This window comes from Anaeromyxobacter oryzae (assembly GCF_023169945.1).
Taxonomy (GTDB): Bacteria; Myxococcota; Myxococcia; order Myxococcales; family Anaeromyxobacteraceae; genus Anaeromyxobacter; species Anaeromyxobacter oryzae.
This window is the reverse complement of the sequence record NZ_AP025591.1, coordinates 5,516,913-5,537,868: the sequence shown is the minus strand read 5'-3', so window position 1 is coordinate 5,537,868 and position 20,956 is coordinate 5,516,913. Positions and strand designations below refer to the sequence as shown.

The following is a 20,956-nucleotide window of genomic DNA, read 5'->3' as shown; positions in this document are numbered from 1 at the left end:
CAATCCGTGCCACGGTGGGGTGAGACGTCGGATGTTCCGGTGACGGCTAGAACGGGCTCTTCACGAGCTTCCAGGTCGGGCTGTTCACGGCCATGTCGATGTCCCGGGCGAACACCGGGAAGCCCTGGTAGCCGTGGTACGGGCCGGAGTAGTCCCAGCTGTGCATCTGCCGGAACGGAAGGCCCATCTTCTGGAAGACGTACTTCTCCTTGATGCCGCTCGCGACCAGGTCGGGCTTCAGCGCGTGGACGAAGTGCTCGAGCTCGTGCTCGGACGCATCGTCGTAGATGACGGTCGCGTCGGGCATCTCGGGGCTGGTGCGCTCGTAGTCGTCGTTGTGGGCGAACTCGTACCCGGAGCCGACCACCACCATCCCGAGGTCCTCGTACGCGCCCACGGTGTGGCGCGGGCGGAGGCCGCCGACGTACAGCATCACCTTCTTGCCCTCGAGGCGCGGGCGGTACGTGTCGATCACCTTCTGCATCATCGCGTCGTACCTCGCGATGACCTTCTCGACCTTGGCCTTGATCGCCTCGTCGAAGCGCTCGGCGAGCTTGCGGAGGCTCTCCCGGATCTTGGTCGGGCCGAAGAAGTTCAGCTCGATCCACGGGATCCCGTACTTCTCCTCCATGACCTTGCACATGTAGTTCATGGACCGGTAGCAGTGGATCACGTTGAGCTTCACCTTGTGCGTCGCGGCGATGCGCTCCATCTCGCCGTCGCCGGTCCAGGTGGCCTTCACGTTCAGGCCGCACTCCTCGAGCAGCGCCTTCACCGACCAGACGTCGCCGCCGATGTTGTAGTCGCCGATGAGGGCGATGTCGTACGGCGTCTCCGGCTCCGCGAACTCCCGCGTCTCGATGATGTAGTCGCGGATCGTGTCGTTCGAGATGTGGTGCCCGAGCGACTGCGAGACGCCGCGAAAGCCCTCGCAGTTGCACGGGATCACCGGGAGGTCGAGCTCCTTCGACATCGTCTTCGCGACGGCGTTGATGTCGTCGCCGATGAGGCCGACCGGGCACTCGGACAGGACCGAGATGCCCTTCGCGAGCGGGAACAGCTCCTTCGCCTCCTTGAGGAGGACCGCCAGCTTCTTGTCGCCGCCGTAGACGATGTCCTTCTCCTGGAAGTCGGACGTGAACTGCATCGCGAACTGCGTGACGCCGTTCACGCCCGTCATCAGGTTGCGGCGCGTGCCCCACGAGTACCACCCGCAGCCGACCGGGCCGTGCGAGACGTGCACCATGTCGCGGATCGGCCCCCACACCACGCCCTTCGCGCCGGCGTACGCGCAGCCGCGCGCGCTCATCACGCCGGGAACCGTCTTCCGGTTCGACTTCACGCAGGCGCTGCCGGAGCCGGGGTCGTTCGGCGCGAGGTGCGGCGCGCGCTTCTTCTTCCCCTTCTCCGGGTAGGCCTCGAGGGCCTCGTCGATCATCTTCTGGGTCGACTCCTTCGTGATGCCGTCGACCGTCTTCACCGGGCTGGACATGTCTCGCTCCTGGAGTGGTGCGCTCTGGCTACGCGGAGGCCGCCTCTGCGACGCCGACGATGGACTCGTCCTCGTTCGCGATGATCCCGAACTCCATGAGCAGGTCCTCGAGCTCCTCCATCTGCAGCGGCGTCGGGACGACCAGCTTCTTGTTGTCGGCGATCTTCTGGGCGAGGGCGCGGTACTCGTCGGCCTGCTTGTGCTGCGCCGAGTACTCGATGACCGTCATCCGGCGCAGCTCCGCGCGCTGGACCTGGTTCTCGCGGGGGACGAAGTGGATCATCTGCGTCCCGAGCCGCTTCGCGAGGGCCTCGATCAGATCCGCCTCGCGGTCGGTGTTGCGCGAGTTGCAGATGAGGCCGGCGAGCCGGACCTTGCCGGTGCTCGCGTACTTGAGGATGCCGCGCGCGATGTTGTTCGCCGCGTACATCGCCATCATCTCGCCGGAGACGACGATGTAGATCTCCTCCGCCTTGTTCTCGCGGATCGGCATGGCGAAGCCGCCGCACACGACGTCGCCGAGGACGTCGTAGAACACGAAGTCGAGGTCGGGCGTGTAGGCCCCGTTCTCCTCGAGGAAGTTGATGGCCGTGATGACGCCGCGGCCGGCGCAGCCGACTCCCGGCTCCGGGCCGCCGGACTCGACGCACTTCACGCCTCCGAAGCCGACCTTCATCACGTCGGCGAGCTCGAGGTCCTCCACCGTCCCGCGCTCACGCACGAGGTCCATCACGGTCGCCTGCGCCTTCGCGTGCAGGATGAGGCGGGTGGAGTCGGCCTTCGGATCGCAGCCGACGATCATCACCTTCTTGCCGAGCGACGCGAGGCCGGCGACCGTGTTCTGCGTGGTCGTCGACTTCCCGATGCCGCCCTTCCCGTAAATCGCGATCTGCCTCATGTGTCGTGGTCTCCTGGCTCGTGGCTGCCGCGTTGCGCTACGTCCTGCACCAAGAGCAAGGGCCGTACCGCGCGCCGCGCGGCGCGGATCGCGTGGAAAACGGCGGATCCGTGCCTGCCGCTGCGCAGAGGGGCGGGGAATGTCGGGTTCCGGACGCGCGCCGTGTCGGGTTCCGGACGTCGCCGCGTGTCGGGTTCCGGACGCGCCGGACGAAAGCGCGTGGCTCGCGATGGATTCCAGTCCGTTCGTGCTGAGCGTAGCGCCCGCGCAGCGGGCGCGAAGTCGAAGCACGGCCTGGCCCGCCCTTCGACTTCGCGGCGCTCCGCGCCGCTACGCTCAGGGCGACCGGGTGCTTCCGAATCGTGCTCGGTCTTTCAGTAGCGCTGCATGGTGATGCCGTACTTGCGGATCCGCCAGCCGAGCTGGCGGACGGTCATCCCAAGCAGGCGCGCTGCCTTCGCCTGCACGAACCCGGTCCGCGCGAGCGCCTCGGCGATGCGCTCGCGCTCCCCCGCGGGCGCCGGGCCGTCGTCTCCGCTCGCGTCCGGGTCCTCGCCAGACCCCGGCGGCGGCGGCGACGCGGGCGGCGCCTCCGAGGAGGGGGCGGGCGCGGGCGAGGAGGCAACCGGGGCGAGCGTCGGCGGCGCCGGGCGCGCGACCTCCCGCGGCGCGTCGAGCGTCTCGAGGAGGCACCCCGCGCAGGCGAGGTCCTCGACGCCGACGACCTCGCGCGCCGTCGAGACGACGATCCGCTCGACGCAGTTCCGGAGCTGCCGGACGTTCCCAGACCACCGGCAACGGCGCATCTCCTCGACGGCGTCGGAGGCGAGCCGCACGTGGCGCCCGTTCTCCTCGTTCAGCTGGCGCAGGAAGTGGTCGACGAGCGGCACGACGTCCTCCGGCCGCTCGCGGAGCGCCGGGAGCATCACCGTCACCACCGAGATGCGGTGGTACAGGTCGAGGCGGAACGCGCCCTGCCGGACCGCGTCCTCGAGGTCCCGGTTCGTCGCCGCCACGAGGCGCACGTCCACCGTGACCGGCCTGCGCCCGCCGAGCCGCTCGAACTGGCGCTCCTGCAGCACGCGCAGGAGCTTCGCCTGCGCCGCGAGGGGCAGCTCGCCGATCTCGTCCAGGAAGAGCGTCCCGCCGTCGGCGAGCTCGAACCGACCCTTCTGCGCGGCGGTGGCGCCGGTGAACGCGCCCTTCTCGTGGCCGAACAGCTCGCTCTCCGCGAGCTGCTCCGGGATCGCGGCGCAGTTCACGGCCACGAACGGCCGCGCGGCGCGGGGGCTCGCGTCGTGGACCGCGCGGGCGAACAGCTCCTTGCCGGTCCCGCTCTCGCCGCGGAGGAGGACCGTCGCGCGGCTCTGCGCGACGCGCGCGAGCGTCTCGAGGATGCCGAGCATGCGCGCGCTGGCGGTCACGATCCCGGGCTGGGGCTCGCTCGCGGTGGGGGGCGCCGTCCGCTCCTCCGCGCCGGCGCGGTGCATGGGATCCTGGAGCTGCTGGAGCCGCACGCGGCTCCCGATCATCCCGGCCACGATCGCGAGCAGCCGGAGGTCCCGATCGAAGGAGATGGGACCCTCGCGGTGGCGCCGGTCGACCGTGAGCACGCCGAGCGTCGCGCGGGCATCGCGGACGGGGACGCCGAGGAACGCGCGCGGCTCCTCCTCGAGGTTGCGCCAGCTCCCGGTGCGGTTCAGGAACAGCGGCTCGGCGCCGACGTCGGGCACGACCATCGGCATCCCCGCCTGGAAGATCCGGCCGACGATCCCCTCCCCCGGACGCAGCCTGCCGAGGATCCGCTCCGCGTCGGCCATCTCCGGCGCCGCCTCGATGAAGACCTCGCCGGTGACCGGGTCGAACAGCGAGACGGTGCCGTTCTCCATCCCGAGCACGAGCCGGAGCACGTGCAGCACGGAGGTGAGCGCCTTGTTGAGGTCGGCCGAGTAGGCGAGGACGCGGGTGATCTCGTGGAGGGCCTCGGTCTCGAGATCGGCGCGCCGGGGCTCCACCCCGGGTGGCCAAAGCAAGGCGGGTGCCACCGAGGGTGCGGGCGCGCCCCCGCGCCGTACGGGAGATCGCGCGCCCCCTGCGCCCCGGCCGACGCCGCCGGGCCGCGGTTCGGGGCAGCGGCGTGCCCGCCGGACGGGCTCGAAGGCCCCCGCAGCGGGACGTTTTCCTTGCGCCTGGCCGCCCACCCTGCCACGTTGCGCCCCATGAAGCGCGAATCCGGCGATCAACGCATCGCCCTCTTCATCGACTTCGAGAACCTCGTCACCCGCACCGGCATCGCCGCGGAGACGTTCGACCTGCAGCCCGCCCTCGACACGCTCCTGGAGAAGGGCAAGGTCGTCTTCCGCCGGGCCTACGCCGACTGGACGCGGTTCGCGCCCGCCACCAAGCGGCTGCACGACAAGGGCGTCGAGCTGGTGGACGTCCCCCCTTCGACCCAGGCCGGGAAGAACGGCGCGGACGTCCGGCTGGTGATCGACGCCCTCGAGCTCTGCTATCTCCGCGAGCACATCGACAGCTTCGTCATCGCCTCCGGCGACTCCGACTTCTGCCCGCTCGCCTACAAGCTCCGCGAGAACGACCGCACCGTCATCGGGATGGCGGTGAAGGACGCGACGAGCCCGCTCTTCGTGAAGGCCTGCGACGAGTTCATCTACCTGCGCCCCGGCTCGTCGAAGCGCCGCGACGGCTCGCCGCCGACCGCGAAGGAGAGGGAGAAGGAAAAGGAGAAGGAGCGCCCGAAGGAGAAGGTGATCCCCGAGATCGCCCGGGACGCGGTGGCGTCGATCCTCTCGCGCGCCGCCGGCCCCGTGAACCCCTCCGCGATCAAGGCCGCGATCGTCCGCAAGGAGCCGGACTTCGACGAGCGCGAGCACGGGTTCTCGTCCTTCACGCGTCTCCTCGAGGCGATGGAGGCGGACGGGCTCCTCCGCCGCGAGCAGGGCGCGAAGGGGCAGTGGTACGTGCTGCCGGCCTAGGGGCGGCACCAGGCGTCGGATCCCCTGGCGTCGGTCCGCGGGAGAGCGGCGGGCTCGCCGGCGTCACGGGCGGCTCGCCGCTGACGTCGGCTCCGGTGCGGCGCGGCGGGGGGCGACGTCCACGTCTCCGCCCACGCCCACGATCGCGAAGGGCTCGCCGGCGCGGTTCCGGTCGCGCAGGTTCACTCCTGCGTACACGAGGATCCGCGGGCGGTCGAGCCCGAGCACCGGCCCGGCGGGCGTCCAGTACGCGAGCCCCCCGATCCGCTCCCGCGCCAGGTCGGCGCGGGCCGCCCACGTGATCTCGTGGACCGGCCCGACCAGGACCGCGGCGCCGGCGCCGGGCCACGGGACGAGGAGCGCCGTCCGGTTCTGGAGAACGACGTCATCGCGCCCGACGAGCGTGTCGTACTCGGACTCGTAGCGAAAGCCCGCCTCGGCGGTGAGCCGGTACAGCGCGACGTCGGTCTGGCTCCGAAGGATCACCAGGCCGGCCCGCGCGCGCAGCGTCGGGGCGAGGAGGAGGCGGTGCCCGAGGCCCGCGCGCTCCCGCCCCGCGAGCGCCGTGAGCTCGTCCCGCCCGAAGCGCGCGTCGGGCCCCGCCACCGCGAGGAGCGCGCCGTTCGCGCCGAAGAACCCGAACAGATCGTACTGCGCGCGGAGCTGGAGCGGCGCCACGGGGACCCACTCGCCGCCGAGCGAGAGCTGCGCCCACGCCGGGCAGAGGCCGAGCCCGGCGCTGGCGAGGGCGTACCGCCCCTGCGCCAGCGGCCCCGCGCCGTCCGGCTGATCCCACTGCCGCGCCAGGGTGGCGGACACGGTGACCCCCTCGGGGTTTCCGCGCGCGTACTGATCGAGCGACAGCGTCGTGCGCGGCTCGACGGCCCGCGCCGCGTCGGCGGCTGCGAGCGTCGCACCGAGGACGACGGCGGCCAGCGCCGCCCGGGCTGGCTCCCTCCTGCGCGGGCGCTCCATGGCCACAGACGAGGCCTCCGCGCGGGACATGTCAAGGCTGGCGCCGGGGACGGCGCGCCCGGGCCGTACCACCGTGGCGGCAGCGCGCACACCTTCCATCCGTGCCGTCCGCACCACCGCGACTCGGCGCCCTGACGGGACTCCGCTTCGCGGCCGCGCTCGCGATCCTGCTGTTCCACTACGGCGCCCCCCTCATCGCGGGCGCGCCCGCCTGGGCCGGGCGGCTGCAGGTGGGCGGCTACGCATGGGTCGGCCTCTTCTACGTGCTGTCGGGCTTCGTGCTCGCCCACGCCCATCCCGAGCCGATGGGGCCGCCGGAGCGGCGGGCCTTCCTGGCCGCGCGGCTCGCGCGGCTGTACCCGGCGTACGCGATCGCCTTCCTCCTCTCGGCGCCGTTCGCGGCCGAGCGCTGGTGGGACGGCGGGCCCGTCGCCGCGGCGAAGATGGGCGTCGTCGCCGTGGCGACGCTGCTGCTGGTCCACGCCTGGCTGCCGCCCATCGCCCGGCTGTGGAACGCGCCGGGGTGGTCCACTTCGGTCGTCGCGTCGTTCTACGCGGCGTTCCCGTTCGTCGCCGCGCGCCTCGGCCGGCTCCGGCGGCGCGGCCTGCTCGTCGCGCTCGGCGCCGCGTGGGGCCTCTCCCTCGCGTTCCCCCTCCTCTACCTCGCGCTCGCCCCGGACGGCCCCGGCGCCGTGGCGCGGCCGCACGAGCCTCCCTGGCTCCTCGCCCTCAAGTTCCACCCGGTCCCGCGCGCGGGCGAGTTCCTCGCCGGCGTCTCGCTCGGCCTCCTGCACCGCCGCGGCCTCGCGCTGCCGCGCGGCGGCGGCGCGATCGCGGGGGTCGCCCTCGCGGCGGCCGCGGCGATCATCGCCTCCGGGCGGGCGCCGTACGTCCTCCTCCACAACGGCCTGCTCGTGCCGCTCTACGCGATCGCGCTCCTCGGGCTCGCGCGCGGCGACGGCCTCCTCGCCGGCGTGCTCTCCTCGACGCCGGCGCGGACGCTCGGAGACGCCGCCTTCGCGCTGTACGCGCTCCAGGAGCCGCTCTGGCGCTGGGCGCGGCTCCTCGCCGGCGCCGAGCGGGCGCCGGCGTCGCCTGCCTTCGTGATCGCGTTCTGCGCCGCCGCGACCGGGATCGCGGTCGCGGTGTCGGTCTCGTTCGAGCGGCCCGTCCGCCGCTGGCTGCGCGCGCGGCTCTCGGCGGAGCCGCCGCGGCGCGGCGCGGAGGCGGGCGGGCGCTGAGGCCCCGTTCGCCCTCGGCCCGTCGAAGGCGCCCGCTCGTGGTTCGACACGCTCACCACGAACGGCGTTGCCGTCAGTGCTTGTCCACGTCCGCGGGATCGAGCCGCTTCGCGAGCCGGTCGAGCTCCCGCGCGAGGTTCTGCACGGGGGTGCGCGAGGTCGTGGCGATCGCGGAGACCGCGGAGCCGGGCATCTCCGCCACGCGCTTCAGGGCGGCGGCGCGGAGGTTCTCGGCCCGGGCGCGCAGCACGCCGAGGCGCTTGCGCAACCCCTCGACCGACCAGTCCTCGCTCGAGACCCGCGCGAGCGCCTCGTCGAGCCCGAGGAGCGCGCCGCTGCCGGCGCCGAGCGCCTTCCGGAGCCGCCCCCGTCCCTCCGACTCGAGCGTCTCGAAGCGGGCCTGGAGCTCCTCCAGCGGTCCCCGGTGCGTCGGCCTCTCCGGTGTCACTGCGGCGGTGCTCTGCGTCTCGGCCATGGTGTCCTCTCCGTGAAATCCGACGGGTCCGGGCCTTCGGTCCCCGGACCGAGGGTGGAATCGCATCCTCGTGAATGGGCGTGAACTCAGGCGATATCGTAGAGGGTCCCGGCCTCGACGCGGCGCGTCCAAAGGGGTGCTCGGCGAGCGCCGGCGACCGCGTCTCGCGCGGGGCGCGTGCTGTCAGACCGGGCTGCGACAGTGTTGCCCGTGCGCAGGTTCGTGACCCTCGACCTGGAGACGGTTCCCGACGAGGCCCTCGTCTCCGCCGTCGATGGCGAGCCCACCCGGCCGTACACGGAGCAGCTCCGCCGGGTGCTCGACGCGCGCCGCGCGCGCACCGGCGGCCGGAGCGACTTCCTCCCCCTGCCGTATCACCGCCCGATCGCGGCGTGCCTGCTCGAGGCGGTCGAGGACGGCGGCGTCGTGCAGGTGACGGACGCGGTCGCCTGGACCGATGCGCGCGAGCCGGAGGCCGAGCTGCTCGAGGGCGTCTGGCGGCGGCTCGAGGGCGCCTCGCTCGTGACCTTCCACGGGAAGGGCTTCGACCTTCCCGTCCTCGAGCTGCGGTCGCTGAAGCACGGCATCCCCACGCCGGCCTGGTTCGCCGCCGCCCGCCGGAGCGGCGGCGCGGATCACCACGATCTGAAGGAGCTCCTCGCCGGCGCCGCGACCGCCGCGCCCCTCGATCTCTACGCGAAGCTCGTCGGCCTCCCGGGCAAGGAGGACGTGGCCGGCGCCGACGTCCAGGCGCTCTACGCCGCCGGCGCGCTCGACCGCATCGCCGCGTACTGCATGAGCGACGTCGTGCAGACGTTCCTCCTGTTCCTGCGGCTCCGGCTCGTGGACGGGTCGCTCACACCCGACGGGTACGCTGAGAGCGCGGAGGCGGCGCGACAGACGCTGCCCCGGCTCCTCGCGCGCCGGCTCCGCCCCGCCGAGCGCACGGCGCTCGACGGCTTCCTGGATCGCTGCGCCCCGTTCTTCGCGACGGCGGCCGAGCCTGCGCCGGCGCGCGCCGGCTAGCGGGCCGCCGCGGCCGGCGCGTCCACGTCGGCGAAGACGAAGCCGTCGCGCTCGACCACCTCGCCGACCGCCGCCGGGACGGGCGCGCGGAACATCGGCCCCGCGCAGGCGAACGTGTGGAACTCGCCGTTCTCCCCGCACGGATCGACGCCCGGCGGGAGCGCCGCGAGCAGCGCCGCGTCGAAGCGGCGCCCCGCGAGCCCGCGGTCCACGCGCCGCGGATCGACGCAGGTCAGGATCGCCTCGAGGCCTCCCGCGATCATCTCTCGCGCGAGCAGCGCGGTGTCCCGGCCCCACAGCGGGAAGACCGGGGCGAGGCCCGTGCCGGCGAGCTGCCGCTCCCGGTAGGCGCGGATGTCCTCGAGGAACAGGTCGCCGAAGATCACCCGCGTGACGCCCTCGGCGCGCGCCGCGGCGACGGCCGCCGCCATCTCGGCCTCGTAGCGCTCGTTCGAGCACGGCCACGGGATGCGCACCTCGCGGAGCGGCAACCCCGCGGCGTCGGCCTGGCGCGCGAGGAGGGTGCGGCGGACGGCGTGCATCGCCACCCGGTCGAACGTCTCGGTGACGGTGGTGAGGAGCCCCACGATCTCGTGCTCGCCGGCGGCGCGCGCGAGGTGGAGCGCCCAGGCGGAGTCCTTCCCGCTGGACCAGGCGACGAGGGCCCTCGGTCTCGAGGTCGACATCCGCGCATCCTACGGCATGGCCTGCGCCGTGACCTACGGCGCGTTGCGGGAGCTTCGGCCGGGGCGGAGCGCGGGGCCGCCGTCCTCGGGCCGGGAGACGGCCCTCGCCGGCGTCCGCGGCACGCGTCCGGCGCAAACGCGACGAGGCCGGCGCCGGGACGATCCCGGTGCGCCGGCCTGGACGCGGCGAGTGACGCGGGCGGCTACTTCGCCCCGCGCTTCGCGCGGCGCTTCCGCTTGATGGACAGCTTCCGCTTCCCCTTCGCCGTGGCGCGCTTCGTCGCCGACCGGTTCGACACCTTCCGCTTGGTGCGGTTCCCACGCTTGGCGGGCATGTGATCCTCCTTCGAAGTCCTTCGTTGAATGGGCGGTTCTACACCGGGACCGCTACTCGAGCCAGTCGCGGTCGCGCAGCTTCCGCGGCAGGTACTCCTCGGTGATGAAGCTGATGCCGCGCCGGGACAGGGCCTCGAGCTCGTACTTCTCCCCGGAGCGGACCATCTCCTCGATCTCGCGCTGCCACTGGCTCGCCTTGAACCACGGGTAGGCGAGCATCTGCTTCGCCCGCGAGTTGTCCTGATCGTTCATCGGGATCGAGACGTTCGACGGGAGCTTGTACTTGGCCTTGTCGAACGAGGAGAGCCCGATGAAGCGGGCGCCCGGGACGGCCATCCGCATCGACTCGTAGGCGAGGTTGATCGAGCCCTGCTTCAGCACCGAGTAGATGTAGAAGCCCCAGGGATCGTTGTCGACCAGGACGTACACCGGCAGCTTCAGCTCGCTCGCCATCCGCTGCACGATGCGACGCACCCCGCGCGGCGGCTGGCCGAGGCCGGTCACGATCATGCACTTCTCGCGCTGCCAGAACTTGTCCTCGTTGAAGCGCTTCCAGACCGCGTCCTTCTCGATGAGGAGGACGTACTTCGCCTCGGTCTTCCCGAACTGGACGACGTGCTCCTCGACGATCGAGGGTACCGACCAGCCGCCGGAGCCCATGCGCCGGAGGTCGATGGTGTCGCCGGTGTCGCGGATGGTCATCGGCCCGACCATCGAGCCACGGCCGGACGCGAAGAGGTGCAGCTCCTCGCGGAGCGAGTCGATGGCGACCTCGAGGTCCTCGATGATCGGGTCCGACTCCTCCTGCTCCTCGAAGGTGTTCTGCTTCGTGTCCCCGAGGCCGTGCTTCGTCATGTAGTACAGGTCGCGGATGCTGGTCGTCTTCCCGGCGTCGATGAGCTCCTTGCACGCCTCGGAGACGAGGAACGTCTGCATGAACTTCTTCGCCATGGAGACGTTGAAGAAGTAGCGCTTCTGCTTCTGATCCTTCAGCTCGATGAGCCGCCGCTTCGCGTTGAACTGCACGTTCGCGAGGGAGCGGATCGGGATCTCGACGAACGGGTTCTTCCCGCCCTTCACGCTCCGCAGCACCGAGTCCGCGAGCTTCTCGATCTTCTGGACCGTCTTCTTGTCGACCTGGTCGAGGCGCGCCATACCTTATCCCCGTTCACCCTGAGCGTCCCTCGACTCCGCCCCGCTGCGCGGGGCTACGCTCGGGATGAGCGGGGGGTCGAAGGGCTGCACCGGTTTACTCGTCCTCTTCTTCCGAGCGCCGCGGGCGCTTCGTGATCTTCTTCGACTGCTCCTCGAGCGCCGCGTCCTGCTCCGCGAGCTCCTGCTCCGTCACCTTGTCGGCGAGCCGGAGGAAGTCGCGCTTGATCGGCTCCGGGCTCTTCTTCGTGATCTTCCCGATCGCCTGCGCGACCTCCTGGATGTAGAGCTCGAAGATGCTGCGTCGCTGCGCCTGGTAGTCGGCGTGCTGCTTCTTCCGGATGTGCGCGGCGAGCTTGCGGCCGCACTCCTGCGCGGCGAGCTGGATCTCGCGGGTGATCTCCGGGTAGTGCGCGACGGCCTCCTTCGCCTCGCTCGTGAACGGCACCCAGACGCTCGCGATGTGGACGAGGAGCGCCATCGGGCCGACCGGGAGCGAGCCCTTCGGCTGCGAGAGGAGGTAGTTCCGCCAGTCGGTCTTGACGATCGCCTCGGTCATGCCGCACGCGCTCTTCTGGAACAGGAGCGGGACGCGGTTCGCGAAGCGGAAGAGCTCGATGGGCTTGTCGGCGGGCCACGAGCCGCCGTACGCGAGGCCGACCTCCACCTGGAACGGGTTCCCGCGGTACACCTTCGGCGGCCGCGTCACCGTCGCGATGAAGTAGTTGTGCCCCTTGATCTTCTCGACGCCCTCCTCGGGCGGCGCGTCGGGCACCTCGGGCGCCTCGGCCTTCGCCTCCTTCTCCTTCTTCGAGGCCTTCTTCTTCTTCGCCTGGTCGAGGTCGAGCTGCTCGTCGTCCTCCGGGCCCTCGGTCTCGATGACGGTGAGGAACGAGACGAGCCCCTTCTTCATCAGCGTGTCGCCGATGGGCGAGAGCACCTGCGTCGGCGGCGCCATGATCTTCGTGTCGCGGATCGCCTCGTGCAGCTTCGCCGCGAGCGTCCGGTCCTCCGCGAGGTCGCGTGGGCGGACCTTCGCCTTGAACCCGGCGCGCTTCACGATCTCGTTCGCGACGGTGGCCGACACCCGGGAGAACGCGGTCTGCAGGAACCCGCGCACGTCGTGGCTCTTCGAGTCCTGCGCCATGAGCATCAGCGCGCCGAGCTCGACGCCGTGCGGGTGCGGCTTGATCTCGAGGGCCTCCTTCGGCAGCTCCTCGACGGCGCGCGGGAACGTGAGCGGCTCCTGCCGCGGGCGGACGTAGTGGAAGGTCGCGTGCGGGTTCGAGAGCGCGGTGTGCTCGACGTACCGGTTCACGAACCGCTGCCCCTGCTGCCAGTTCGCGACGATCTCCAGCTCGACCCGGGTGCCGTGCTCCTGGTGCCAGTCGGCGAGCTCGCGGTCCTCGGTGACGACCGGGTTGTTCTTCCGGGTGTCGATCTGGATCTCGAAGAAGTGGGCCGGCTTTCCCTTGCCGATGCGCGAGGTCACGCGGATGGGCTGGCCGGTCGTGAGCTGGCCGTACATCGCGGCGGCGCTGATGCCGATGCCCTGCTGCCCGCGGGACTGCTTCAGGCGGTGGAACTTGGAGCCGTAGAGGAGCTTCCCGAAGATCTTCGGCGCCTGCGCCTTCACGATGCCGGGACCGTTGTCCTCGACGACGACGACGAAGCGCCCCTCGCCCTTGGTCAGCTCGCCCTCGCCCTTCGCGTTCAGGGCGAGGTCCCGGACCTCGATGGTGATCTCCGGGAGGATGCCGGCCTCCTCGCAGGCGTCGAGCGAGTTGTCCACGGCCTCCTTGATGGTCGTGAGGAGCGCCTTCGACGCGTTGTCGAAGCCGAGGAGGTGCCGGTTCTTGGTGAAGAACTCGGAGATGGAGATCTCGCGCTGCTTCGCCGCCATCTGCTCGGCGGTCGCGCGGCGGCGCGGCGCCTTCGCGGCGAGAGCGTCGGGCGCCGCGGCGTCCTCGGTCGCGACCGCCGCGACGGGCGCGTCCGGCGCGGGGGCCACGGCGGCGGCCGCGCGGGCGCGCCGCGGCGGGGGTGGCGGTGGGCGCGCGCCCTTCCGGGCCGCGGGCTCCACCGGGACGAGCTCGAGCTGGCCGGCACCCCGGCCGGCCGGTTTGGTCTTCGCCGTCTTCGACGCCTTCGCCGCCACGACCTTCCGACCCGCCATCACGCGTAACCTCGCGATATCGCCTGCCCATCGCCCTTTAGCACGCCCCGGCCCCGTTCGCGAGAAAGCGGCACCCGCCGGGCGCTCGGGCGGCCGGCCGGATTGACGAAGCCCGACCGGTGGTTACAGGAGGGCCATGCCCTGGAACGACGCTGCCCAGCCGCGCGGGATGCCCACCTCCACGAGGATGCCGGGCGTGGGCCGGAACTACGCGAAGACGGCCATGCTGATGGCCTTCCTGATCGCCCTGCTCGCCATCGGCGGCAACGTGGTCGGCGGCGCCCAGGGGATGCTCCTCTTCGGGAGCATCGGCCTGCTCTTCAACTTCCTGTCCTACTGGTTCTCGGACAAGCTCGCCCTGATGGCGCACCGGGCCCAGCCGGTGACGCGCGAGCAGCTCCCCGAGGTGTACGCCATCGTGGAGCGGCTCACCCGCAAGGCGGGGATGCCGATGCCGCGCCTCTACGTCATCCCCTCGGAGACCCCGAACGCCTTCGCGACGGGCCGGAACCCGTCGCACGCGGCGGTCGCGGTGACCGAGGGCATCCTCCGGATCCTGAACGCGCGGCAGCTCGAGGGCGTGCTCGCCCACGAGCTCTCGCACGTCCGGAACCGCGACATCCTCATCTCCACGATGGCCGCCGCCATCGCCGGCCTCATCTCGACCATCGGCTACATGGTCCGCTGGGGCGCGCTGCTCGGCGGGATGCGCCGCGAGGACGACCGGGGCGGATCGGTGCTCGAGATGCTCGCCTGGGCGGTGCTCGCGCCGATCCTCGCGCTCGTCATCCAGCTCGCGGTCTCCCGCTCGCGCGAGTACGGGGCGGACGCCTCCGGCGCGGAGCTGGTCGGGGACCCGGAGCCGCTCGCGGAGGCGCTGCTCACGCTGGAGCGCGGCAACGAGGCCATCCCGTACCAGTTCGGCGGCCCCGCGACAGCGCACCTGTTCATCGTGAACCCGTTCCACGGCGCGGCGGAGCGGGTGATGAGCCTGTTCTCCACGCACCCGCCCATCGAGGAGCGCGTGCGGCGGCTCCGCGAGATGCGGCCGGGGGTGCGGTTCGCGTAGCGGCTACAGCCCGGCCGTCGTGAACGCGCAGCTCGTCGGTCCGCTGGCGACCGTCAGCGTCGCGGACCTGGTGCCGTTCGACGCCGGATCGAAGACGATCATCGTGTAGTCACCCGGCGTCGTCGGCGCGTTGAACGTGCAGGTCACGCCGTTCACGGCGCAGCTCGGGCTCGGGCACGAGTTGGCCGGCTCGCACGAGTCGGTGATCGGGTCGAGAGCGATGGTGTTCGACGATCCGAGCTGCGACAGGTCCGCGGTGCAGCTCGCCGCCGTCTGGTTGCAGGTCGGGCAGATGTTGAGCCGGACGCCGACGGTGGCACCGGGAGCGACGGTACAGCTCTGCACCTGATCGACCCTGGGCGTCTCGGTGGGACAGCTCGTGTTGCTCTGGCCGCAGCCCGCCACGGCGAGCGCGACGGTGGCGATGGCGCCGAGGCGCGTCAGGTTCCTTCCGTTCATGATCCCCTCCTCTAGGGCGTGAGCACGATCTTCCCGAACTGCGCGCGATCGGCAAGCAGCGCCTGCGCGTCGCGGACCGCCGCGAGCGGGAGCACCCGGTCCACCACCGGCCGGAGCTTGCCCTCGACGACGAACCGCAGCACCAGGGCGAGCTCCGCCGCGCTCCCCATCGTCGAGCCGAGGATCGAGAGCTGCCGGTAGAAGACGTGGCGCAGGTCCGTCACCGGGTCCCACCCGGTCGTCGCGCCGACCGTCACGATCCGGCCGCCGAGCGCGGCGGCGAGGATCGAGCCCTCCCAGGTCTTCTTCCCGACGTGCTCCAGCACGACCTCGACCCCGCGGCGGTCGGTGAGCCGCCTGACCTCGTGGACGAAGTCCGTCGTCTCGTAATTCACGAGCTCGTCCGCCCCGAGGGCACGCGCCTTCTCGAGCTTCGCGTCCGAGCCGGCGGTGGCGATGACGCGCGCCCCGAGGAGCTTCGCGATCTGCACCGCCGCGACGCCGACGCCGGAGCCCGCGGCGTGCACGAGCACGGTCTCGCCCGTCCGCACCCGCGCTCGGCCGGCGAGGGCGTGCCACGCCGTGAGGAACGTGAGCGGCACCGCGGCGGCCTCCTCGAACGAGAGCGCCGGCGGCTTCGGGAGGGCGTTCCGGGCCGGGACCACGATCCGCTCCGCCTGGCCGCCGGCGACGTGCTCGCCGATGATGGTGTACCGGCGGCAGAGGTTCTCCTCGCCGGCGAGGCACCGCGGGCAGCGGCCGCACCCGATGCCCGGCGAGAGCACGACCGCGTCGCCCGGTCTCGGCGCGTCGACGCCGGGGCCGACCTCCGCGACCACGCCCGCGACGTCCGAGCCGAGCACGTGCGGGAACGACACGTGGAGGCCCGGCCACCCGCGGCGCACCCACAGGTCGAGGTGGTTCAGCGCGGCCGCGCGGACGTCCACCGCGACCTGGCCCGGCCCGGGCCTCGGCTCGGGGACCTCGCCGACCTCGACCACCTCGGGGCCGCCGTGGGCCCGGATCGTCGCCGCGCGCATGCGGACATCCTAGACGGCTACTGGCAGACCTGTCCCTCCGCCGCGCGGCTCGCGCAGATCGGCGCGCTCGTGCCCTTCGCGTCGAGGTCCGACTTCTTCACCCGCACCTCGCAGATGAGGCAGCAACCGCCGGCGGCGTTGCAGAGCGACGTGTCCGTCGCCACCCACTCCCAGAACACCTGGCCCACGGGGTTCGTCGCCGAGGCGGTGCCGCACGTGTCCGGATCGAGCGTGCCGATGTCCGTCTCGCTGAGGAGGACCTGGCTCCCGACGTCGGCCCCGCTGAACGACTCCTCGGCCTGGAGGAGCGTCCACCCGTTCGCCGCGGCCGAGGCGCAGTCGGAGCGGATCTGGTGGAACAGCTTCGCCTGCCGGCTCTCGCCGCACGCGAGCGTGGCGACGAGGAGCAGCGGCGCCAGGGCCGAGCTGCGGGAGATCCGGTCCATGACCCTGCAAGTACCCCCGCGCGCCAATCCTTGCCAGGGGCCCGTGGGGGCGGCTAGACCTCCGGGGGTCTTGGAGGGGCGGCGCTGGTATCGCCGTCCCGCCCGTGGAGCGCGCCCATGATCGTCCGGATCGACGTCGTCCCCATCGTGCTCGAGGCGCGGCGGATCGTCGTCGCCGAGGTGATCGGCGGCTTCCACGGCCAGGCGCAGCTCGGCCGCTTCTGGCTCCCGTCCGGCGTCCTCGACGCCGGTGAGCAGCCCGGGGAGAAGGCCGCCGCGATCGTGAAGGCGCAGCTCGGGCTCGATCTCGAGGACCTGGTGGTCGTGGGGACGCGGGCGGAGCGGGTCGGCGACGCCGACCACCTCGCGCTCGTGTTCGCCGGCGCCGTCGCCGGCGGCGACCCCGCGCCGGGCGCTCCCGTGTCCGGCTGGTCGGCGCGGACCCTCGCGGAGCTGCCGGATCAGGTCGGCTTCTACCACCGCGACGTCGTCGAGGTGCTCGTCTCGCGGTACGAGCGGCTCCGCGCGTGATGGCCGCGCCCGCAGGGGAGGCGGCCCGCCCGGGACTCGTTGCCCCGCCCGAGCGGCGCAGCTAAGGAACCGCGCGGAGGCTCTCCCGATGATGCTGCCGCTGGTCGCGATGCTCCTCGGCGCGACGCCGCTCAAGGTCGGCGACAAGGCGCCCGACTTCACCCTCCCCGATACCGACGGGAAGCCGGTGATGCTGTCGAAGCTCCTCGAGCAGGGTCCGGTCATCCTCGCCTTCTACCCGAAGGCGTTCACCGCTGGTTGAACGCGCGAGATCTCGGCGTACCGGGATCGGTACGCGGACGTGGTCGGGAAGGGAGCCCAGATCGTGGGCGTGTCGGTGGACGACGTGGCGACTCAGAAGAGGTTCAAGGAGGAGACGAAGGCGCCCTACCCGCTGCTCTCGGACGCGGGCGGCAAGGTGGCGAGGCAGTACGGAGGGCTGATGATCTTCGGCCTCGCGAACCGCGCCACGTTCGTCCTCGACAAGGACGGCACGGTGAAGCAGATCGTAACCGGGAGCGACGCCATCGATCCGGCGGGAGCGATCGCGTCGTGCCCGGTGCACAAGAACAAGGGGACGTAGCCATGCGGCTCATCGATGCGTTCGTGTCGGAGGTCCGCCGGCGGCTGCTCGGGATCTCCGCGGAGGAGATCCGGTACACGTTCGAGGACGTGCGCGGCGAGATCCGCGCGCTCCGGGCAGAGCTGAAGGACGAGCTCGCGATCGTACGGCGCGAGCTGGACTCGCTGCCCGAGCGCCAGGACCGGGCGAAGGGCCCCGAGATCCCGGTCGCGGAGGCGTAGCAGCCCGGTCGTGCTCGGCAACTCGGAGAGAAGTCCTCCCGGGCTTTCGGGCACGTGTACGGGCACGGCCACGGGCACGACGGCGGTTGGCTACACGCCCGGTCCCGCCCCGGCCAGACCGTCCTCTACGATCACCTTCCGGACGACGGCGTCGCCGGCGCTGCCCGCCGCGACGCGCTCGCCCTCCTTCCAGTACGCCCGGCGGAGGTAGCCGAGGCCGACACGCCCCTCCGGCGTGTCGACGGCGCTCGTCACCACGCCGACCTCGGCGCCGCCTGCCGCGAGCGGCGTGCCGGGCCCGGCGCCGGGCGGCAGCGCGAGCTGCACCAGCCCGCGCTGCAGGTGGCCCCGCGCGGTGGCCCGGAGCACCACCTCCTGCCCGATGTAGCAGCCCTTGCAGAAGGAGATCGCCGCGCGCGTGAGCCCCGCCTCCATCGGCAGCCGCGTCGCGTCCAGGTCCGCGCCGAACCGGGCGACCCCCCCGAGGATCCGCAGCACCTCGAGGTCCTCCGCGGTCAGCGGCGCGGCGCCGTCCGCCACGAGCGCGGCGCGGAGGGTCTCGGCGTCGGCCGGCGCGAGCCAGAGATCGATCGCCGGCGCCCCGCGGCGCGCGGTCGGGACACGGCGCGCGCCGCCGCGGTCGCCGAGCCGGGCCGGAGCGTCGGGGCCGAGCACGGGCAGGACCCGCAGCGACTCCGAGACGTCCTCGAACACGACGTCGTCCATGATGACGAACTTCTCGAGGTGGGCGCGGGTCTCGGCGCCGGCGGCTGGATCCAGCTCGAGCAGCAGGCCGTCCGCCTCGCCCAGCACGTGCCCCTCGCCGAGGAGGTGCCCCTTCGCGTTCAGGAAGGCGGCGTAGGCGGCCTGCCCGGGCGCGAGCTTCAGGACGTCCTGCGTGGACATCCGGTGCAGGTAGTCCCGCGCGTCCTTGCCGGTGGCGCGCAGGAACGTCCGCGCGAGGACGGGGCCCACGGCGAGGGAGGTGCGGGCGGCGGTGAGCGGGTCGGGCGTCGTCATCGGACGCTTGGATAACACGCGGAGGTGGAGGGCGCCGCGAGGCCCACGAGCTCGTGCCCGTCACCGTGCCCGTACACGTGCCCGACGACCCGTTCCCGTGACCCGCGTCCCGTGGCCCGTGGACCCTGGACCTTGCCCGATCCACGGACCCTACCCCCGCTCCGACCCTACCCCCGCTCCGTCAGCACCACTCCCGCCAGCACCATCGCCCCGCCCGCGAGGAACGGCCCGGTGAGCCGGTCGCCGTACAGCCCCCACGCGAGCAGCGCCGTGAGCACGGGCTGCAGGTTCGACCAGATCGCCACGCGGCTCGCCTCGGCCCGCGCGAGCGACCAGTAGTAGAGCAGGTACGCGACGACGCTCGTGAACACCACGAGGTACAGGAGGGCCGCCCAGCCCGCCGGCGAGAGCCTCGCGAACCGGTGCAGGTCGGACGCCACGAAGCCGACCGGCAGGTACAGCACCGTCCCCGCCACGATCGCGGCGCTCGTCGACACGACGGGCCCGTACCGCTCCGCGTACACCTTGCCGCCGACGGCGAAGATCGCCCACGCCACGACCGCGAGCAGCATGAGCAGGTCGCCGGCGAGCATCCGCGACGACCCGCCGAGCGCGACCGAGCCGCGCGCGCCGAGCACGACGAGCACGCCCGCGAACGCGACCCCGATCCCGAGCACCTTGAGCGCCGTCGCCCGCTCCCCGAGCCGCACGCGCGCGAAGAGGAACACGAAGATCGGCGTGAGCGCGTACAGCAGCGCCGCGTGCCCCGGCGTCGACCAGGCGAGCCCGGCGAGGAAGAAGCCCTGGTTCAGCGGGACGGCCACGAACCCGAGGAGCCCGAGCCCGAGCAGGTCGCGCCGCTCGATGCGCACGTGCCGGCTCCAGAGGAGCAGGCCGAACACGAGCCCGGCGAGCGTGAACCGCGCGAGCGCCACCTCGAAGGGCGAGAGCTCCCCGAGCGCCCGCTTCGCGGCGAGGTAGGTCCCGGCCGAGATGACCGAGTGCAGGAGCATCACGAGGTGAACCATCGGCGGCCGGAATCTAGCCGACCGGCGCCCGGCGCGCGAGCCGGCCTCCGCCCGCATGGCCGCCGCGCGCCGCCGTCACCCGAGCCGCGCCACCGCCCACCGCGCCGCCTCCCGCACGGCCTCGTGCGGGCTCCCGGCGAGCGCCGCGACCGCGGCGCGGTACCGGCGGTCGCCGGACCGCCCCGCCGCGAGGACCGCGTTGCGCACGAGCCCGTCGTAACGCGCCCGCGCCAGCGCCGTGCCCCAGAAACGCCGCCGGTACTCGTCCTCGGTCAGCGCGAGCAGGTCGTCGATCCCGAGGGCCGCCTGCTCGGGGCGGGGCGCGAGCCCGGGGTCGCCGGCCACGGCGCCGGCCCGGTTCCACGGGCAGGCCGTCTGGCAGTCGTCGCAGCCGAACATCCACCGCCCGAGGCCGCCCGCGACGTCGCCGGGGATGGGCCCGCGCCGCTCGATCGTCCAGAACGAGATGCAGCGGCGCGCGTCGACGAGGCCGGGCTCGGGGATCGCGCCCGTCGGGCACGCCGGCAGGCACGCGTCGCAGCTCCCGCAGCGCTCCGGGTGCGGCGGGTCCGGCTCGAGCTCCCGGTCGAGGAGCGCCGTCGCGAGCACCACCCAGCTGCCGTGCTCGGGCGTGATGAGGCAGCCGTTCTTCCCGACCCAGCCGATCCCCGCCCGCTGCGCCCAGGCCTTCTCCATCACGGGCGCGACGTCCGCCGTCGCGAGCACGCGGGCATCCGGGTCCACCTCCGCGATCCCCGCGGCGAGCGCCTTCAGCTTCTTCTTCACGACGGCGTGGTAGTCGCGCCCCCGCGCGTACCGCGCCACCTCCCCCGCGCCGGGCGGCGGCGCCGGGTCGCCGGCCGCCGCGCCGTACGCGAGCGCGAGCGCGACGACGCTCCGCGCGCCGGGCAGGAGCCGGGCGGGATCGAGCCGCTCCGCGCGCTGCGTGCGGAGCCAAACCATGTCGGCCTCGCCGCCGCGGGCGAGGACGCGATCGAGCGGCGCCGGGTCGAGCGGCTCCGCGCACGCGATCCCGCACTTCGAGAAGCCGGCGCGGCGGGCGGCCGCCTTCACCGCGGCGCTGTCGAGGGGCCCGGCCACGCCCGGGT

At 72.7% G+C, this 20,956-nt stretch carries 22 protein-coding genes; 7 read left to right on the top strand and 15 right to left on the bottom strand.

Annotated elements, in window-relative coordinates:
* Nucleotides 1–46: 46 nt before the first annotated feature.
* The 3 genes from nifD to nifA form a co-directional block, all read right to left on the bottom strand.
* On the bottom strand, nt 47–1,492 hold the full coding sequence (gene nifD, locus AMOR_RS24100) for a nitrogenase molybdenum-iron protein alpha chain (protein ID WP_248354942.1): 1,446 nt from the start codon (nt 1,490–1,492) through the stop codon (nt 47–49).
* Between the two features lie 28 nt (nt 1,493–1,520).
* The gene (gene nifH, locus AMOR_RS24095; RefSeq protein WP_248354940.1) at nt 1,521–2,390 is read right to left on the bottom strand and encodes a nitrogenase iron protein; all 870 of its coding nucleotides are present in this window, start codon (nt 2,388–2,390) and stop codon (nt 1,521–1,523) included.
* 374 nt (nt 2,391–2,764) lie between these two features.
* On the bottom strand, nt 2,765–4,405 hold the full coding sequence (nifA, locus tag AMOR_RS24090) for a nif-specific transcriptional activator NifA (RefSeq protein ID WP_248354938.1): 1,641 nt from the start codon (nt 4,403–4,405) through the stop codon (nt 2,765–2,767).
* Nucleotides 4,406–4,609: 204 nt separating this feature from the next.
* Here nifA and AMOR_RS24085 point away from each other — a divergent pair, with 204 nt between their 5' ends.
* On the top strand, nt 4,610–5,383 hold the full coding sequence (locus AMOR_RS24085) for an NYN domain-containing protein (protein ID WP_248354936.1): 774 nt from the start codon (nt 4,610–4,612) through the stop codon (nt 5,381–5,383).
* Nucleotides 5,384–5,446: 63 nt separating this feature from the next.
* On the opposite strand, the gene AMOR_RS24080 is transcribed toward AMOR_RS24085, so the two are convergent.
* Nucleotides 5,447–6,358: a hypothetical protein gene (locus AMOR_RS24080; protein WP_248354934.1), complete on the bottom strand. Its 912-nt coding sequence runs from the start codon at nt 6,356–6,358 to the stop codon at nt 5,447–5,449.
* 101 nt (nt 6,359–6,459) lie between these two features.
* On the opposite strand from AMOR_RS24080, the gene AMOR_RS24075 reads away from it, so the two are divergent.
* On the top strand, nt 6,460–7,599 hold the full coding sequence (locus AMOR_RS24075) for an acyltransferase family protein (protein ID WP_248354932.1): 1,140 nt from the start codon (nt 6,460–6,462) through the stop codon (nt 7,597–7,599).
* Nucleotides 7,600–7,672: 73 nt separating this feature from the next.
* On the opposite strand, the gene AMOR_RS24070 is transcribed toward AMOR_RS24075, so the two are convergent.
* Entirely contained in the window at nt 7,673–8,074 is a 402-nt protein-coding gene (locus tag AMOR_RS24070; protein WP_248354930.1) for a hypothetical protein, read from the bottom strand.
* A gap of 210 nt (nt 8,075–8,284) precedes the next feature.
* On the opposite strand from AMOR_RS24070, the gene AMOR_RS24065 reads away from it, so the two are divergent.
* Nucleotides 8,285–9,100 carry a 3'-5' exonuclease gene (locus AMOR_RS24065; RefSeq protein WP_248354928.1) on the top strand — a complete coding sequence of 272 codons (816 nt, stop codon included), beginning with the start codon at nt 8,285–8,287 and terminating at the stop codon, nt 9,098–9,100.
* Here AMOR_RS24065 and AMOR_RS24060 read toward each other — a convergent pair.
* The 4 genes from AMOR_RS24060 to AMOR_RS24050 form a co-directional block, all read right to left on the bottom strand.
* Nucleotides 9,097–9,786 (bottom strand): adenine nucleotide alpha hydrolase, encoded by a 690-nt coding sequence (locus AMOR_RS24060; RefSeq protein WP_248354926.1) that lies wholly within the window; start codon nt 9,784–9,786, stop codon nt 9,097–9,099. The two genes, AMOR_RS24065 and AMOR_RS24060, sit on opposite strands and share 4 nt — an antisense overlap.
* Nucleotides 9,787–9,989: 203 nt before the next feature.
* On the bottom strand, nt 9,990–10,121 hold the full coding sequence (locus AMOR_RS29670; RefSeq protein ID WP_256468104.1) for a hypothetical protein: 132 nt from the start codon (nt 10,119–10,121) through the stop codon (nt 9,990–9,992).
* 52 nt (nt 10,122–10,173) lie between these two features.
* Nucleotides 10,174–11,277 (bottom strand): DNA topoisomerase IV subunit A, encoded by a 1,104-nt coding sequence (locus AMOR_RS24055; RefSeq protein ID WP_248354924.1) that lies wholly within the window; start codon nt 11,275–11,277, stop codon nt 10,174–10,176.
* Between the two features lie 94 nt (nt 11,278–11,371).
* Nucleotides 11,372–13,450 (bottom strand): DNA topoisomerase VI subunit B, encoded by a 2,079-nt coding sequence (locus AMOR_RS24050; protein ID WP_248354922.1) that lies wholly within the window; start codon nt 13,448–13,450, stop codon nt 11,372–11,374.
* A 136-nt stretch (nt 13,451–13,586) separates the two neighbouring features.
* On the opposite strand from AMOR_RS24050, the gene AMOR_RS24045 reads away from it, so the two are divergent.
* Nucleotides 13,587–14,519, top strand: coding sequence for a zinc metalloprotease HtpX (locus AMOR_RS24045; protein WP_248354920.1), 933 nt, complete (start codon nt 13,587–13,589; stop codon nt 14,517–14,519).
* 3 nt (nt 14,520–14,522) lie between these two features.
* Here AMOR_RS24045 and AMOR_RS24040 read toward each other — a convergent pair whose 3' ends face one another.
* Genes AMOR_RS24040 through AMOR_RS24030 form a run of 3 tightly spaced genes read right to left on the bottom strand, consistent with a single transcriptional unit; the run spans nt 14,523 to nt 16,464 of the window.
* Nucleotides 14,523–14,978, bottom strand: a complete 456-nt coding sequence (locus AMOR_RS24040) for a hypothetical protein (RefSeq protein WP_248354918.1) — start codon at nt 14,976–14,978, stop codon at nt 14,523–14,525.
* 11 nt (nt 14,979–14,989) lie between these two features.
* Nucleotides 14,990–16,018, bottom strand: a complete 1,029-nt coding sequence (locus AMOR_RS24035) for a zinc-binding dehydrogenase (protein ID WP_248354917.1) — start codon at nt 16,016–16,018, stop codon at nt 14,990–14,992.
* 17 nt (nt 16,019–16,035) lie between these two features.
* Nucleotides 16,036–16,464, bottom strand: a complete 429-nt coding sequence (locus AMOR_RS24030; RefSeq protein ID WP_248354915.1) for a hypothetical protein — start codon at nt 16,462–16,464, stop codon at nt 16,036–16,038.
* Between the two features lie 117 nt (nt 16,465–16,581).
* Between AMOR_RS24030 and AMOR_RS24025 the strand changes: the two genes are divergently transcribed.
* From AMOR_RS24025 to AMOR_RS24010, 3 genes are all read left to right on the top strand, one after another.
* Nucleotides 16,582–16,995 (top strand): NUDIX hydrolase, encoded by a 414-nt coding sequence (locus AMOR_RS24025; protein ID WP_248354913.1) that lies wholly within the window; start codon nt 16,582–16,584, stop codon nt 16,993–16,995.
* Between the two features lie 88 nt (nt 16,996–17,083).
* Complete coding sequence (locus AMOR_RS24015) at nt 17,084–17,578, top strand: peroxiredoxin (protein ID WP_318653826.1); 495 nt, start codon at nt 17,084–17,086, stop codon at nt 17,576–17,578.
* 2 nt (nt 17,579–17,580) lie between these two features.
* A complete protein-coding gene (locus tag AMOR_RS24010) occupies nt 17,581–17,799 on the top strand; it encodes a hypothetical protein (protein WP_248354911.1) in 219 nt (72 codons plus the stop codon).
* A gap of 90 nt (nt 17,800–17,889) precedes the next feature.
* Here AMOR_RS24010 and ygfZ read toward each other — a convergent pair whose 3' ends face one another.
* From ygfZ to queG, 3 genes are all read right to left on the bottom strand, one after another.
* Nucleotides 17,890–18,819, bottom strand: a complete 930-nt coding sequence (gene ygfZ, locus AMOR_RS24005) for a CAF17-like 4Fe-4S cluster assembly/insertion protein YgfZ (protein ID WP_248354909.1) — start codon at nt 18,817–18,819, stop codon at nt 17,890–17,892.
* 167 nt (nt 18,820–18,986) lie between these two features.
* Nucleotides 18,987–19,847 (bottom strand): DMT family transporter, encoded by an 861-nt coding sequence (locus AMOR_RS24000; protein ID WP_248354907.1) that lies wholly within the window; start codon nt 19,845–19,847, stop codon nt 18,987–18,989.
* A 75-nt stretch (nt 19,848–19,922) separates the two neighbouring features.
* Nucleotides 19,923–20,948 carry a tRNA epoxyqueuosine(34) reductase QueG gene (queG, locus tag AMOR_RS23995; protein WP_248354905.1) on the bottom strand — a complete coding sequence of 342 codons (1,026 nt, stop codon included), beginning with the start codon at nt 20,946–20,948 and terminating at the stop codon, nt 19,923–19,925.
* Nucleotides 20,949–20,956: the final 8 nt, after the last annotated feature.